This is a genomic window from Streptomyces sp. NBC_00385 (genome assembly GCF_035917155.1).
Lineage (GTDB): Bacteria > Actinomycetota > Actinomycetes > Streptomycetales > Streptomycetaceae > Streptomyces > Streptomyces poriferorum.
The window spans coordinates 3,167,684-3,182,249 of the sequence record NZ_CP107951.1 but is presented as its reverse complement, the minus strand read 5'-3'; the positions used below and the strand labels follow the sequence as shown (position 1 = coordinate 3,182,249).

At 72.4% G+C, this 14,566-nt stretch carries 13 protein-coding genes; 7 read left to right on the top strand and 6 right to left on the bottom strand.

The features are described from left to right. The first annotated feature begins 20 nt into the window (after nucleotides 1-20). The 3 genes from OG959_RS13885 to OG959_RS13875 all read left to right on the top strand — a co-directional run bounded on the left by OG959_RS13885 (nucleotide 21) and on the right by OG959_RS13875 (nucleotide 3,368). A complete protein-coding gene (locus OG959_RS13885; RefSeq protein WP_326658494.1) occupies nucleotides 21-668 on the top strand; it encodes a DUF3017 domain-containing protein in 648 nt (215 codons plus the stop codon). A gap of 445 nt (nucleotides 669-1,113) precedes the next feature. Continuing rightward, entirely contained in the window at nucleotides 1,114-2,187 is a 1,074-nt protein-coding gene (locus tag OG959_RS13880; RefSeq protein WP_326658493.1) for a helix-turn-helix domain-containing protein, read from the top strand. Nucleotides 2,188-2,378: 191 nt separating this feature from the next. Next, nucleotides 2,379-3,368, top strand: a complete 990-nt coding sequence (locus OG959_RS13875; RefSeq protein ID WP_219574035.1) for a malate dehydrogenase — start codon at nucleotides 2,379-2,381, stop codon at nucleotides 3,366-3,368. 95 nt (nucleotides 3,369-3,463) lie between these two features. Here OG959_RS13875 and OG959_RS13870 read toward each other — a convergent pair whose 3' ends face one another. Continuing rightward, nucleotides 3,464-4,192 (bottom strand): isocitrate lyase/PEP mutase family protein, encoded by a 729-nt coding sequence (locus OG959_RS13870; RefSeq protein WP_326658492.1) that lies wholly within the window; start codon nucleotides 4,190-4,192, stop codon nucleotides 3,464-3,466. Nucleotides 4,193-4,235: 43 nt separating this feature from the next. Next, nucleotides 4,236-4,742, bottom strand: coding sequence for a carboxymuconolactone decarboxylase family protein (locus OG959_RS13865; RefSeq protein ID WP_326658491.1), 507 nt, complete (start codon nucleotides 4,740-4,742; stop codon nucleotides 4,236-4,238). Between the two features lie 47 nt (nucleotides 4,743-4,789). Between OG959_RS13865 and pdxR the strand changes: the two genes are divergently transcribed. Continuing rightward, nucleotides 4,790-6,193, top strand: coding sequence for a MocR-like pyridoxine biosynthesis transcription factor PdxR (gene pdxR / locus OG959_RS13860; RefSeq protein ID WP_326658490.1), 1,404 nt, complete (start codon nucleotides 4,790-4,792; stop codon nucleotides 6,191-6,193). Between the two features lie 6 nt (nucleotides 6,194-6,199). Here pdxR and OG959_RS13855 read toward each other — a convergent pair whose 3' ends face one another. After that, entirely contained in the window at nucleotides 6,200-7,057 is an 858-nt protein-coding gene (locus OG959_RS13855) for a hypothetical protein (protein WP_326666368.1), read from the bottom strand. Between the two features lie 53 nt (nucleotides 7,058-7,110). Beyond that, nucleotides 7,111-8,316 (bottom strand): ornithine--oxo-acid transaminase, encoded by a 1,206-nt coding sequence (gene rocD / locus OG959_RS13850; protein ID WP_326658489.1) that lies wholly within the window; start codon nucleotides 8,314-8,316, stop codon nucleotides 7,111-7,113. Nucleotides 8,317-8,531: 215 nt separating this feature from the next. Here rocD and trpS point away from each other — a divergent pair, with 215 nt between their 5' ends. Beyond that, on the top strand, nucleotides 8,532-9,545 hold the full coding sequence (gene trpS / locus OG959_RS13845; protein WP_326658488.1) for a tryptophan--tRNA ligase: 1,014 nt from the start codon (nucleotides 8,532-8,534) through the stop codon (nucleotides 9,543-9,545). Between the two features lie 106 nt (nucleotides 9,546-9,651). Further along, a complete protein-coding gene (locus OG959_RS13840) occupies nucleotides 9,652-10,242 on the top strand; it encodes a 2'-5' RNA ligase family protein (protein ID WP_326658487.1) in 591 nt (196 codons plus the stop codon). A gap of 60 nt (nucleotides 10,243-10,302) precedes the next feature. Here OG959_RS13840 and OG959_RS13835 read toward each other — a convergent pair whose 3' ends face one another. Beyond that, nucleotides 10,303-11,103, bottom strand: a complete 801-nt coding sequence (locus OG959_RS13835) for a decaprenylphospho-beta-D-erythro-pentofuranosid-2-ulose 2-reductase (protein WP_326658486.1) — start codon at nucleotides 11,101-11,103, stop codon at nucleotides 10,303-10,305. Between the two features lie 184 nt (nucleotides 11,104-11,287). After that, nucleotides 11,288-12,649 (bottom strand): FAD-binding oxidoreductase, encoded by a 1,362-nt coding sequence (locus OG959_RS13830; protein ID WP_326658485.1) that lies wholly within the window; start codon nucleotides 12,647-12,649, stop codon nucleotides 11,288-11,290. A 297-nt stretch (nucleotides 12,650-12,946) separates the two neighbouring features. Between OG959_RS13830 and OG959_RS13825 the strand changes: the two genes are divergently transcribed. After that, on the top strand, nucleotides 12,947-14,566 hold the full coding sequence (locus tag OG959_RS13825; RefSeq protein ID WP_326658484.1) for a transposase: 1,620 nt from the start codon (nucleotides 12,947-12,949) through the stop codon (nucleotides 14,564-14,566).

Here is a 14,566-nt window from a genome sequence, read left to right as displayed (position 1 = left end):
TCCGATCCGGAAGGAACCCCATGGGTGCTGGTACGAGTCCGGCCGACCGGGCCGCCTCGGCGACCGGGCCGGCCGACGGGCAGGCCGAGGGCGCGGCCGAAGCCGCGGCCGACGCCGCGGCCGAAGCGCCCGCGCCGGATGCGGGCGACGGCCCCGCGGCAGCCGCGGCCGACGCCTCGGTGGCCGAAGCGGCCGACGGCGCCGCGGAGGCTCCGGACGTCCGCACCGGCAGCCACCCGGAGCCCGGCCCCGCCGCGACCCCCGCGGCGCGCCGGTCGCGGCGCTTTCCGTCGTTCACCCGGGACACCGCGCGTCCCGAGGGCGGCGGCCGGGCGGCGGGCGGGGACGCCCCCGCGCCCGCCCGTCAGTGGCCGCTGCTCGCCGTGCTCTGCACGGCCGGGGCCGGTCTGCTGATCGTGGCCGCCGACCCCTTCGACCAGGCCTTCCGGATCGGCACGATCCTGATCGGCGTGGCGCTCGTCGGGGGCGCGGTCCTGCGTCTGGTGGTCCCTTCGGTGGGCATGCTCGCGGTGCGTTCCCGCTTCACCGACCTGGTGACGTACGGACTGCTGGGCGTCCTCATCGTGATGCTGTCGCTCATGGCGCAGCCCAAGCCGTGGCTGGACATCCCGGTCCTGGAGGACGCGGTCCACTTCGCGATCCGCTGAGGTGGTGTCCGTTGGACGGTGTCCGTTGGGCGGTGTCCGTCCCCTCCCCCGAGAAGGGACGGACACCGTGGACGAGGCGCACCGGGGCGAAACGCTCCGGAAAGTGGCGAGTTGAGCGGCCTTGCCCCGTCCTGACTCCAGCCTTGTCGACGGGGATCAAGGGTTCAAGGGATGGCTGTGGCCTGTGGCACGGAAGTGACCATTCCGCCACGGTGTGATCGCTCGGCAACGGTGGCAGACTGACCCGGTCGCCACGGGCGGGGGCGTGCGAGGGTGCGCCCGGACGCCTGAGTGCCACCGTGCGCTCCCTTCCCAGGAACTGGCAGTCCGCGTTTGCGCATCTACCTGGGTAGTCCGGAACGGAAGACCACCGGTTCCGGACAGGGGGGCAGACCGTGCGCGGCGCAGCGGAAGCCCGTAGGCAAGTGGGGGAAGTGGGGAAGTAATGCCTCGTTGGAAGGCACTGCCGGAGGAGCTCGACCCGCAGATCCGGGAGTTCACCGGCCAGCTGCGCAGACTCGTCGACCGCAGTGGCCTGAGCATCGCGGCGGTGGCCGACCGCACGGGCTACAGCAAGACGTCGTGGGAGCGGTATCTGAACGGCCGGCTGCTCGCCCCTCGCGGGGCGATCGTCGCGCTCGGCGAGGTGACCGGGACCAACCAGGCCCATCTGAACACCATGTGGGAGCTGGCGGAACGGGCCTGGAGCCGTGCCGAGATGCGCCACGACATGACGATGGAGGCCATCCGGATCACCCAGGCGCGGGCCGCGCTCGACGAGGCCGGGGGCCCGCGCGGCCACGGCCGGAGCCGTCCCTCCGGAGCCGTCGGTACGGCCGGACCGGCCGCCGGCGGGGGCGGCTCGCCGTCCGTACCGGCTCAGCGCGGGTCCCTGCCGCGGGTGCCGCAGCAGCCGCAGGCCGGGCCGGGCGCCGCCCCGGGGCACGGCCTGCCGCCCGCCGTGGCCTTCGCCGCGGGCCTCGGCGGACACCAGCCGCCACCCACGCGCCGCGACGGCGGCGGCCGCAGGACGGCCGTGATCGCGGCGGTCGTCGTGGGCGTCCTGCTCGCGGTCACCGGTGCGGTGCTGCTGATCGGCCGGGACGGCGACTCCGAGGGTGCCGAGGCCGCGAACACGCCTTCCCCGACGCCGACGACCAGCGCCCCGGTGCTGCCGGCCGGGGTCGAGTGCAGCGGTTCCACGTGCGCGGGCCAGGACCCCGAGGACATGGGCTGCGGCGGGGAGCACGTCCGTACGCTCTCCAGCGCCACCGTCGGGACGAGCGTCATAGAGGTGCGCTACAGCGAGACCTGCGCGGCGGCGTGGGCCCGGATCACCAAGGCGGCCCCCGGCGACGTCGTGGAGATCACCGCGGGTGACGCGGGACAGAACGGAACGGCGGACGCGACCGCGGCGGCGTACACGCCGATGGTCGCGGTGAAGCGGACCGCGGACGTCCGGGCGTGCGCCACGCTCGCCTCCGGTACGCAGGGGTGTACGGCCGAAGCGTCCGAGTAGGCGGGGGCACGGCCGAAGCAGCCGCGTGAGCGCGGAGTGACCGGTTGTGTGCGGTGCCACAGGGGGGCGGGCGGCCGCGGGGTTCCGGGTCGGATAGCCTGATCGCCGGATATCTCTTCACATCAAGATTCAGGGATGTCCAGCACCCGGGGCCAGGAGCCCCCACCGCCAGCTGTCTAACGGAGATCGCCATGACCCGCACTCCCGTGAATGTCACCGTGACCGGCGCAGCCGGCCAGATCGGCTACGCGCTGCTCTTCCGCATCGCCTCCGGCCACCTGCTCGGCCCGGACGTGCCGGTCAACCTGCGTCTCCTGGAGATCCCGCAGGGGCTGAAGGCCGCCGAGGGCACCGCGATGGAGCTCGACGACTGCGCCTTCCCGCTGCTGCGCAACATCGAGATCACCGACGACGCCAACGTCGGCTTCGCCGGCGCGAACGTCGCCCTGCTCGTCGGCGCCCGCCCGCGCACCAAGGGCATGGAGCGCGGCGACCTGCTCTCCGCCAACGGCGGCATCTTCAAGCCGCAGGGCAAGGCGATCAACGACAACGCCGCGGACGACATCAAGGTCCTCGTCGTCGGCAACCCGGCCAACACCAACGCGCTCATCGCGCAGGCCGCCGCCCCGGACGTACCGGCGGACCGCTTCACCGCGATGACCCGTCTGGACCACAACCGCGCGATCTCGCAGCTGGCCGCCAAGACCGGTGCAGCCGTCTCCGACATCAAGAAGCTGACGATCTGGGGCAACCACTCGGCCACCCAGTACCCGGACATCTTCCACGCGGAGGTCGGCGGGAAGAACGCCGCCGAGCTCGTCAACGACGAGGCGTGGCTGGCCGACACCTTCATCCCGACCGTCGCCAAGCGCGGCGCCGCGATCATCGAGGCCCGTGGCGCGTCCTCGGCCGCCTCGGCCGCGAACGCCGCCATCGACCACGTGCACACCTGGGTCAACGGCACCGCCGCGGGCGACTGGACCTCCATGGGCATCCCGTCGGACGGCTCCTACGGCGTCCCCGAGGGCATCATCTCGTCCTTCCCCGTCACCACGGAGAACGGCACGTACAAGATCGTCCAGGGCCTGGACATCAACGAGTTCTCCCGTGCGCGCATCGACGCGTCGGTGAAGGAGCTCACCGAGGAGCGCGACGCGGTCCGCGAGCTCGGCCTGATCTGATCCGTACGTCCCCCAGGGACACGCGGACGCCACCGCCCCCGGCAGCAGTGAGTCGCTGCCGGGGGCGGTGGCGTTTTCGGTACGGGGGCGGGCCCTCAGGCCGTGCGGAGCCCGTCGGCGAACTCGCCCAGCGCCGCCATGGCCCGGCGCTGCAGACCGGGACCGAACGTGACCCGGGCCGCGCCCAGTTCGCCCAGGCGCCGCGGACCCGGACCGTCCGGCCGGACGAGCGCGTTCAGCGGCACCGGAACGGCGGCGGACAGACGGGGGAGCGCCTCGGGCGGCGCCATGATCGGGTAGACGCCGTCGGCGCCCGCCGCCACGTACAGCAGCGCACGGCGCACGGTCTCGGCCTCCTGGTCCACGCCCTCCGGAACGCCGGTGACATACGTGTCCACCCGCGCGTTGACGAACAGCTCGTCCCCGGCGGCCGCCCGCACCCCGGCCAGCCGGTCCGCCTGCCATCCGGCGTCCACGAGGACCCCGTCCACCGTGTCCTCCAGGTTGCAGCCGACGGCCCCGGCGGTGAGCAGCCGCTCCACCAGCTCCCGGGGCGCCAGCCCGTACCCGGCCTCGATGTCGGCCGACACGGGTACGGAGACGGCGCGGGCGATCCGCGCCACCGCCGCGAACATCTCGGCGGCGGGCGTGGCCCCGTCCTCGTACCCGAGCGAGGCCGCGACCCCCGCGCTCGGGGTGGCCAGGGCGGGGAACCCCGCGTCGGCGAGGACGCGGGCGCTCGCGGCGTCCCACGGGCCGGGGAGGACCAGCGGATCGCCGGGAGTGCGGCTGAGGTGCAGCGCGCGGAGGTCGGACGCGGTCATCGCGGAGGGCTCCTGAGGTCGGTGGTGCGGGTGGGCGCCTGGATCAGTGATCGCCGGGCGTGTAGTGGCCCGGGACCATGCGCGTGGTCACGGCGAACCGATTCCAGGCGTTGATCGCGATGATCGCGGAGATGAGGTGGGCGAGCTCGGTCTCGTCGAAGTGCTTGGCGGCCTTCGCGTACACCTCGTCGGGTACGAAACCGTCGGTCAGGACGGTGACCGCCTCGGTCAGCTCGATCGCCGCGATCTCCTTCGGAGTGTAGAAGTGCTGCGACTCCTCCCAGGCGCTGAGCTGCACGATCCGCTGCACGGACTCACCCGCGGCGAGTGCGTCCTTGGTGTGCATGTCGAGGCAGAACGCGCAGTGGTTGAGCTGCGAGGACCGGATCTTCACGAGCTCGGCCACGACCGGGTCGAGCCCCTTGGCGGCCGCGCCGTCCATGCGGGCCATCGCCTTGTAGACGTCGGGGGCGTGCTGGGTCCACTGCATGCGCGGGGTGTGCTCGGCGGTGTACTCGGAGGTCGCGGGGCTGTTCTCGTTCGTCGTCATGGATATGACGCTACGCGGTCAGTGGCGCACCTGTATGGTCCATTTCCATGACGGATCCCTGGGCCACTTTCGGCGCCGACCTGCACCTCGACCTGACCGGATCGAGCGGGCTGCGGACCGGTCTCATGGACGCCCTGCGGGAGGCGGCCCGGACCGGCCGGCTGGCGCCCGGCACCCGGCTGCCCTCGTCCAGGACCCTCGCCGCCGACCTCGGCATCGCCCGCAACACCGTCGCCGACGCCTACGCGGAACTGGTCGCCGAGGGCTGGCTCACCGCCCGGCAGGGCTCCGGCACCCGGGTGGCGCAGCGGTCCGAGCCCCGCCCGTCCGCCACCAGGACACCGCGTACCCGGCCGCCCCGCAGCACTCCCGCGTACAGCCTGATGCCGGGCTCGCCCGACCTGGCCACCTTCCCGCGCGCCGAATGGCTGAAGGCGGCCCGCCGCGCCGTCACCCGCGCACCCAACGACGCCTTCGGATACGGCGACCCGCGCGGCCGCGTCGAGCTGCGCACCGTGCTCGCCGACTATCTGGCACGGGCCCGCGGTGTGTACGCGGATCCCGAACGCATCGTGGTCTGCGCCGGCTTCGTGCACGGGCTGAGGATGATGGGCGCGGTGCTGCGCGAGCGCCGGGTGCGTGAGGTCGCCGTCGAGTCGTACGGACTGGACCTGCACACGGGCCTGCTCACCGGTGCCGGTCTGCGCACCCCCTGCCTGCCGCTCGACGGACTCGGCTCCCGGACCGGCGCACTGCACGGGATACGGGGCGCGGGCGCCGTGCTCCTGACACCCGCTCACCAGTTCCCGACCGGGGTGCCGCTCCACCCCGACCGGCGCGCCGCGGCCGTCGACTGGGCGCGCAGCACCGGCGGGCTGATCCTGGAGGACGACTACGACGGGGAGTTCCGCTACGACCGGCAGCCGGTCGGCGCGCTCCAGGGCCTGGACCCCGAGCGCGTCGTGTACCTGGGGACGGCCAGCAAGTCGCTGGCGCCGGGGCTGCGGATGGGGTGGATGGTGGTGCCGCAGTCGCTGGTGGGGGAGGTGACCGCGGCCAAGGGCTGGAGCGACTGGGCGTCGAGCGCGCTGGACCAGCTGACCCTGGCGGAGTTCATCGCCTCCGGCGCGTACGACCGGCATGTGCGCTCCATGCGGCTGCGCTACCGCAACCGCCGCGACCAGCTGGTCGCGGCGCTGGCCGAGCGGGCCCCGTCCATCGAGGTCAGCGGGATCGCCGCCGGGCTGCACGCCGTGCTCGAACTCCCGGAGGGCAGCGAGGCCGGGGTGGTCCGGGCGGCGGCCTGGCAGGGACTCGCGGTGCAGGGGCTGTCCTTCTTCCGGCACCCGGACGCCGAGGTGCGGCGCGAGGCGCTGGTCATCGGGTACGGAACGCCGACCGACAGCTCCTGGGCGGGCGCCCTGGACGCCCTGTGCCGGATCCTGCCGTGAGCGACGTCAGCCCGGCGCGCCCGGGACCGCGGGCTCCCGGACGTCCGCCGGGGCCTCGCCGAACCGGGCCAGGGCCAGCGCTCCCGCCACGGCCACCGCGAAGCCGGTGACCGCCAGCCAGCCGAGACCGTCGCGCGTACGGTCCCCGAGCCAGACGACACCCACCAGCGCGGGCCCGATCGTCTCGCCCAGCACCATCCCGGCCGTGGCCGTCGTCACCGAACCCCGCTGCAGCGCCGACGTCAGCAGCAGGAACGCCGAGCCGCCGCCCACCAGCAGCGCGTACACGGCGGGGTTGGTGAGCAGCGCGGACGGTGACACGTCGTCGATCAGCCGGACGGCGACCTCCACCACCCCGAAACCACAGCCCGCACCGAGTCCCAGGACCAGCGCGCGCGCCCGCTCGGGCAGCCGGCCCGCCGCCGTCCCGATCAGCGGGATCCCGACGGCGATCCCGAGCATCCACCAGCGCAGCGCGTCCGATCCGGCCGCGTGCCCCTCCTCGCCGGAGGAGAGCCCCAGCATGCCGAGGCCCGCGCAGACCACGGCGACGGCCGTCCACTCGGTGCCGCTCAGCCGCACCCCGAGCAGCCGGGCGGCGACGACGGCCGTCACGGCGAGACTCGCGGCCAGGGCCGCGCCCACCGCGTAGATGGGCAGGGAGCGCAGAGCGATGATCTGGAAGACGAAGCCGAGGCCGTCGAGCGCGAGCCCGGCCACGTAACGCCACTGCCGCAGTGCCCGCAGCAGCAGCGCCGGGTCCACCCCCGCCCCGGCCCCCGGCTCGGCGGCGGCCCGCGCGGCGACGGCCTGAAGGACGGAGGCCGTGCCGAAGCAGACCGCGGAACCGAGCGCACAGATCATCCCCAGGAGCACACGGGGACTCTACTGGCGGGGCGCGCGCGACCCCTCGGGGATCAGCCCCGCAACACCTCGCGCAGCTGCTCCAGACCCCAGTCCAGGTCCTCCTTGCTGATCACCAGCGGTGGCGCGATCCGGATCGTCGAGCCATGGGTGTCCTTCACCAGCACCCGCCGGTCCATCAGCCTCTCGGAGATCTCCCGTCCCGTGCCGCGCCCCGGATCGATGTCGACGCCCGCCCACAGCCCGCGGCCCCGCACCGCCTCCACCGCGCCGCCGCCCACCAGCAGGCCCAGCTCCTGATGGAGGTGCTCGCCCAGCTCGGCGGCCCGCTGCTGGTACTCGCCGGTGCGCAGCATCGCGACGACCTCCAGCGCGACCGCGCACGCCAGCGGATTGCCGCCGAACGTCGAGCCGTGCTCCCCGGGCCGGTAGATCCCCAGCACCGCGGCGGACGAGACCACCGCCGACACCGGCACCACACCCCCGCCCAGTGCCTTGCCGAGCACGTACATGTCGGGCACGACACCCTCGTGCTCACAGGCGAAGGTCTTCCCGGTCCGGCCGAGGCCCGACTGGATCTCGTCCGCGACGAACAGCACGTTCCGCTCGCGGGTCAGCTCCCGGACCCCGGGGAGATAGCCGGGCGGCGGCACCAGCACCCCGGCCTCGCCCTGGATCGGCTCCAGCAGCACCGCCACGGTGTTCTCGGTCATCGCCTCCCGCAGCGCGGTCAGGTCCCCGTACGGCACGATCTCGAACCCCGGGGTGTACGGGCCGAAGTCCGCGCGTGCCTCGTGGTCCGTGGAGAAGCTGACGATCGTCGTCGTCCGGCCGTGGAAGTTGTCGGAGGCGACGATGATCTTCGCCATCCCGTCCGGGACGCCCTTGACCCGGTAGCCCCACTTGCGGGCGGTCTTCACCGCGGTCTCCACGGCCTCCGCCCCGGTGTTCATCGGCAGGACCATCTCCATGCCGCACAGCTCGGCGAGCCGCGTACAGAAGTCGGCGAACCGGTCGTGATGGAAGGCCCGTGAGGTGAGGGTCACCCGCTCCAGCTGGGCCCTGGCCGCGTCGATCAGCCGGCGGTTGCCATGGCCGAAATTGAGTGCCGAGTAGCCGGCGAGCATGTCGAGGTAGCGCCGGCCCTCGACATCGGTCATCCAGGCGCCGTCCGCCGTCGCGACGACGACGGGCAGCGGATGGTAGTTGTGCGCGCTGTGCGCCTCGGCGGAGGCGATGGCGGTTTCCGTGGTCGACACGGGATCTCCGTTCGTCGTGCGGCCCGGGCTGGGATGGTGCCCACTTTGTATCGTCGGTCGGATCCCGCACGAGGAAACCTTCACCGCGCGGCGCGCCCGCGATTTCGGCGGCGGTGAGGAGTTCCGGCCTGTCCGCAGGACCCCCCCCGGGCGTCCTCACGCCTTTCTTACACCGGCTGCCCGAGATCGCTTCCGTACCTGAGACAATGACTTCCATGGCCTCTGAACGTCCCCGTGTGCTCTCCGGAATCCAGCCCACCGCAGGCTCGTTCCACCTCGGCAACTACCTCGGCGCGGTCCGCCAGTGGGTGGCCCTGCAGGATTCCCACGACGCCTTCTACATGGTGGTCGACCTGCACGCGATCACCGTCCCGCAGGACCCCGCGGAGCTGCGTGCCAACACCAGGCTCGCCGTCGCGCAGCTGCTCGCCGCCGGGGTGGACCCGGAGCGCTGCACGCTCTTCGTCCAGAGCCATGTCCCCGAGCACGCCCAGCTCGGGTGGGTCATGAACTGCCTGGCCGGATTCGGTGAGGCGTCCCGGATGACGCAGTTCAAGGACAAGTCGGCCAAGCAGGGCAGTGACCGCACCACGGTGGGGCTCTTCACCTACCCGCTGCTGATGGTCGCCGACATCCTGCTCTACCAGGCCGACCAGGTTCCGGTGGGCGAGGACCAGCGCCAGCACCTGGAGCTGACCCGCAACCTCGCCGAGCGGTTCAACGGCACCTACGGGGACACCTTCACCGTGCCGGACCCGTACATCCTCAAGGAGACGGCGAAGATCTACGACCTTCAGGACCCGTCCGCGAAGATGAGCAAGTCGGCGGCGACCACCAAGGGTCTGATCAACCTCCTCGACGAGCCGAAGGCGACCGCCAAGAAGGTGAAGAGCGCCGTCACCGACACGGACAGCGTGATCCGTTTCGACCAGGTCGAGAAGCCGGGGGTCAGCAATCTGCTGTCCATCTACTCGACGCTCACCGACACGTCCGTCGCCGACCTGGAGCAGAAGTACGAGGGCAAGGGCTACGGTGCGCTGAAGACCGATCTTGCCGAGGTCATGGTCGACTTCGTCACACCGTTCCGTACCCGCACCCAGGAATATCTCGACGACACCGAGACGCTGGACTCCATCCTGGCCAAGGGAGCGGAGAAGGCACGGGCCGTCGCCGCCGAGACCCTGGCGCGGACCTACGACCGCATGGGCCTTCTGCCGGTCAAGCACTGAGTCCAAGGACCCTGGCGCCAGGGTCCCCACAGGCGGCACACTGGCGGCGTAAAGCATGCGGCCGTCAGTGGCTGAAAACAGATGCTCGAGGATTGAGGAGAACGACGTGGGGACCGTAACGCTCGGCGTTTCGATCGCGGTCCCGGAGCCCTACGGCAGCCTGCTCCAGGAGCGGCGCGCGAGCTTCGGGGACCCTGCCGCACACGGCATTCCCACCCACGTCACCCTCCTGCCGCCGACCGAGGCGGAGGCGGCCGACCTGCCCGCGATCGAGGCGCACCTCGCCGCCATCGCGACCGGCGGCCGCCCCTTCCCGATGCGGCTCTCCGGTACGGGCACCTTCCGCCCGCTCTCACCGGTCGTCTTCGTCCAGGTCGTCGAGGGCGCCTCGGCCTGCTCCTGGCTCCAGAAGCGGGTCCGGGACGCCTCCGGGCCCCTGGTGCGCGAGCTCCAGTTCCCGTACCACCCGCACGTGACCGTGGCGCACGGCATCTCCGAAGCGTCGATGGACCGGGCCTACGCCGAGCTCGGCGACTACGAGGCGTCCTGGACCTGCGGTTCCTTCGCGCTGTACGAGCAGGGCGTGGACAGCGTCTGGCGCAAGGTCAACGAGTTCCCGTTCGGAGCGGGCGGCGGCAGCCCCGCCGTGCCCGCGCAGAGCGGCAGCTCCGTGGACGCGCCCTCGCTCCACACCTGAGCGGATGCGGGCAGGGCGGCCCCGCCGTCCTTTCGGACCGGCGGGGTGGCCCCCGCCCCCTCAGACCGGCAGACGCCGGAAGAGCGGTCGCGGCACATGCCGCAGCGCCGACATCACCGCCCGCAGCGCCCCCGGCACCCACACCGTCTCCGAACGTCGCCGCAGGCCCGTCACGATCGCGTCCGCGACCGCGTCCGGAGTGGTCACCAGCGGGGTGCGGGTGAACGGGATCATCGCGAGCGGGGCTCCGGACGCCGCGGCGCCGGACCCGGGCGGCGCGGTCGCCGGCCGGACGAGGCCGGGGCGTACGACCATCACGTGCACCCCCGTCCCGTGCAGGGCGTCACCGAGCCCCTGCGCGAACGCGTCCAGGCCCGCCTTGCTCGACCCGTAGATGAAGTCCGCGCGCCGGGCGCGTTCCCCCGCCACCGAGGAGAGCACCACCAGCGAGCCGTGCCCCTGCGCCTGGAGTGCGCCGGCGCACACCAGGCCGGCGGAGACGGCGCCCGTGTAGTTCGTCTGGGCGACCCGGACCGCCGACAGGGGCTCCTCCTCGTCGCGCTCCTGGTCGCCGGGGATACCGAAGGCCAGGAGCACCATGTCGATGTCGCCCTCGGTGAAGATCTTGCCGAGGCCGGTCTCGTGGGACTCGGTGTCCAGCGCGTCGAAGTCGACGGTACGGACGTAGGCCCCCCGCCCGCGCAGTTCGGCCGCGGCCGACTCCAGGGCGGGGGAGGGGCGGCCGGCCAGCCAGACCGTGCGGGTGCGGCGGGAGATCAGGCGGCGTGCGGTCGCGAGCCCGATCTCCGATGTGCCGCCGAGGACGAGCAGGGACTGCGGGGCACCGAAGGCATCCTTCACGGGAACGCTCCTTGAGGCGGGGATGGAAAGCGGATGAGAAGGCGTGGGGCGTGGCCTGCGGCTGCTGCGCCGACAGAGGGAGAGCCGGGCACGGGGCGAGCGGGGCATGGGCGAGCCGGTCAGAGAGCGGGCCGGTCAGAGAGCGGGCCGGTCAGAGGGGCGGGCCGGTCAGAGAGCGGGCTGGTCAGAGGGCGAGCCGGCGCGAGAGATCCGACCGGAACGCCCCGTTCGGGTCCAGCTCGGCCCGTAGCTGCCGGAATTCGTCCAGCCGGGGGTACATCGCGGCCAGCGTGTCGGGGCGCAGCCGGGAGTCCGCCGTCAGGCAGACGCGGCCACCCGCCGTCGCCACCTCCTCGTCCAGGCGGTCGAGGAAGCGGGGCAGTCCCGGCAGGGCCGCGGGCAGGTCGAGGGCGAGGCTCCAGCCCGGTTCCGGGAACGACAGCCAGCCGGGGTCGCCCGGGCCGAACCGCCCGAGCGCGGCGGTGAACGACGGGCAGCGCCGCTGTGAGATCCGTCCGACGATCCGGCGCAGCGTCTCGGCCCGCCTGTCCCCGACGGTGAACTCGTAGCGCACGAGGCCGCCCCGGCCGTGGATCCGGTAGCCGTGCGCGGTGGTGTCCAGCGGGTGGAAGAAGGCGGAGATCTGCTGGAGTTCACCCGTGCGGGACCGGGGCGCACGGCGGTACCGCACCTCGTTGAACGCGGCGGCGGACATCCGGCCCAGCAGCCCTCCGGACACGACGTCCGGCACGGCGAGGTGGGTGGCGGGCGCCTCGGCCGACCGGAAGGCGAGCGGTGTGCGCCGGGCGTGCGCCGGGAGCACGTGGAGGGGCGCGTGCTCCCCCCGGGTCAGGACGCCGCGTCCCGTCGACCGGCCTCGGGCGGTCAGGTCGACCCAGGCGGACGCATAGTGGTGGCGGCGGCTGCCGGCGGCGAGCCTCGTCATCAGGTCGTCGAGATCCAGGGCCCGTTCGGTGTCGACCGACATCAGGGACGTCGCGACGGGATGGAACCGCAGCGTGGCCGAGAGGATCACCCCGGTCAGGCCCAGGCCGCCCGCGGTCGCGTCGAAGAGCGGCGTGCCGGGGAGGACCGTATGGATCCGGCCGTCCGCGGTGAGTAGGTCGAACGCGACGACGTGGCGCGAGAAGGAGCCTGCGGTGCGGTGGTTGTGACCGTGGACGTCTGACCCGATCGCCCCGCCCACCGTGCTGTACCGGCTGCCGGGCAGCACCGGCAGGAACCAGCCGAGCGGCAGCAGCACCGCCAGCAGCCGGTGCAGGCTCACCCCCGCGTCGCACACCACGAGCCCGGCCCCGGCGTCGATGGTGCGGATCCGGTCCAGCCCCGTCATGTCGAGGACGGAACCCCCGGCGTTCTGCGCCGCGTCGCCGTGCGCCCGGCCCAGGCCGCGGGCGATCGAGCCGCGCGGCCCGCAGCCGCGCACCGCGGCGACCGCCTCCTCGTGACTACGGGGGTGGAAGCGCAGGGCGGCCGTCGGGGCGGTGCGGCCCCAGCCGGTCAGGGACACGGTGTCGACAGACATGAGGGTGACCGTATCGCCCGAGAAAACACCTTTGAGGGATTTGTTACAGCACTCACCGAAATAGGTGATTGCGGGGGCGTCATCACTCCCGCGGCCCACCGGAGGTCGGTTCTCGGCGCCGGGGAGGGTGCGAGCTGCTGCCTTCGACGTGTGTACGAGTGAGTGGTAGCGCCTGCGAGTGGGCCAAGTAGTGCGGTCAGTGAGGGTGGGAACGGAAGTTTCAAGACCGAATGGGTGACCTTGGCGATGGTGGCTCGTTGTGCCTAATGGCGGGTTGCTCGGCGATCTCGGGGCGGTGTGGGTGTGGTGCGGAAGTCGGCGGCGCCGTTCGTGGCCCCGGGCCCTTCTGGGGTGGCGGTCCGGGACCGTCTCAAGCACCTCACCGCACAGGACGAGCACGTGCTGCGGGCGGTCGGCGCGCATCAAGGCACTCTCGCTTCCCGCGATCTGAAGGCCCGGTGCGCGGACGGCCCCAACCACAGCGCCGAATCCTGGGCCGGGCGGAAGCGGGAGCTGACGAGAGTGTCGTCGTCGCGGATTGCCGGGGCGATCACGAAGGCCAGCCATGATCAGTGGGCGCTCGCCCGGCGCTGCCAGGCCGCACACATCCGCAGCCTTGAGGCCGGGATCAGGACGCTCAAGCACCGCCTGTCGCTCCCGATCGGGGCGAAGGGTACGAAACGTGCCCCGGGCGGTTACCGGTCCAGGAGTGAGTGGTTCCGCAAGTCCCGCCGCCTCCGAACCCTGGAACACCGGCGCGCTGCCGCGGTGGCGGACTGGCAGGCGGGGCGGGTCCGGGTCGTACGGGGCGGGAAACGGCTGTTCGACACCCGCCACCACCTCGCCGAGGCAGGGCTGACCGAAGGCGAGTGGCGTCAGCGGTGGGAGGCGGAACGGTGGTTCCTGGCGGCGGACGGTGAGTCGGGTAAGCGGTTCGGGAACGAGACGATCCGCGTCACCCCGGACGGCCAGGTGTCCATCAAGCTGCCCGCCCCACTGGCCCACCTCGCCAACAGCCCACACGGCCGCTACACCCTCACCTCCACCACGGTGGCGTTCGCACACCGGGGTGTGGAGTGGGCCGACCGCATCGAGGCGAACCGGGCGGTCGCCTACCGCATCCACTACGACACCACCCGGGACCGCTGGTATCTGACCGCGTCCTGGCAACGCCCCACCATCCAGACCATTTCCATGGAAGCAGCCCGGGCCAAGGGCGTGATCGGTGTCGACACCAACGCCGACCACTTCGCCGCCTACCACCTCGACTCCCACGGCAACCCCCACCGCTTCACCTACGACCTGACCGGCACCACCCATCACCGCGACGCGCAGCTCCGCCACGCCCTGACCCAACTCCTGCACTGGGCGCGGCGGACCGGTGTGGGTGCGATCGCCATCGAGGACCTCGACTTCGGTGCGGAGAAGACCCGGGAGAAGCACGGGCGCAGGAAGAGCTTCCGGCAGCTGATCTCCGGGATTCCTACCGGGAAGCTCAAGGCCCGGCTGGTCTCCATGGCCGCGGAGCAGGGCTTGGCGGTTGTCGCGGTCGATCCGGCCTATACCTCGATGTGGGGTGGTCAGCACTGGCAGAAGCCGCTGACCACCCCGCACCGGAAGATGTCCCGTCACGATGCCGCCGGTATCGCGATCGGGCGACGCGCCCTCGGACACCCGATCCGGCGTCGGACGGCACCGCCCCCACACGACCGGAGTGATCGTGTGGGGCATCGGACCGTCCAGGCCGATCACGGTGCACGAGGACGTGAGGGAACCCGCCCACCCGCAACGGACCACGCCCCTGGAGGCATGTCACCGAGCGGGACGCGAAAGCGGCGACCCAGCGCACCCAAAACCGTTCGGGATGTGCCCAGAACACATCAGTGGGTACAGGACTCACTCATGCACACTGGCTAG

Excerpts from the sequence above, each read along its gene's own strand:
- OG959_RS13875 (WP_219574035.1), top strand. The coding sequence starts at position 2,379 with ATGACCCGCACTCCCGTGAATGTCACCGTGACCGGCGCAGCCGGCCAG.
- pdxR (WP_326658490.1), top strand. The coding sequence starts at position 4,790 with ATGACGGATCCCTGGGCCACTTTCGGCGCCGACCTGCACCTCGACCTG.
- OG959_RS13865 (WP_326658491.1), bottom strand. The coding sequence starts at position 4,742 with ATGACGACGAACGAGAACAGCCCCGCGACCTCCGAGTACACCGCCGAG.
- OG959_RS13880 (WP_326658493.1), top strand. The coding sequence starts at position 1,114 with ATGCCTCGTTGGAAGGCACTGCCGGAGGAGCTCGACCCGCAGATCCGG.
- OG959_RS13830 (WP_326658485.1), bottom strand. The coding sequence starts at position 12,649 with ATGTCTGTCGACACCGTGTCCCTGACCGGCTGGGGCCGCACCGCCCCG.
- OG959_RS13870 (WP_326658492.1), bottom strand. The coding sequence starts at position 4,192 with ATGACCGCGTCCGACCTCCGCGCGCTGCACCTCAGCCGCACTCCCGGC.
- OG959_RS13885 (WP_326658494.1), top strand. The coding sequence starts at position 21 with ATGGGTGCTGGTACGAGTCCGGCCGACCGGGCCGCCTCGGCGACCGGG.
- trpS (WP_326658488.1), top strand. The coding sequence starts at position 8,532 with ATGGCCTCTGAACGTCCCCGTGTGCTCTCCGGAATCCAGCCCACCGCA.
- OG959_RS13855 (WP_326666368.1), bottom strand. The coding sequence starts at position 7,057 with ATGATCTGTGCGCTCGGTTCCGCGGTCTGCTTCGGCACGGCCTCCGTC.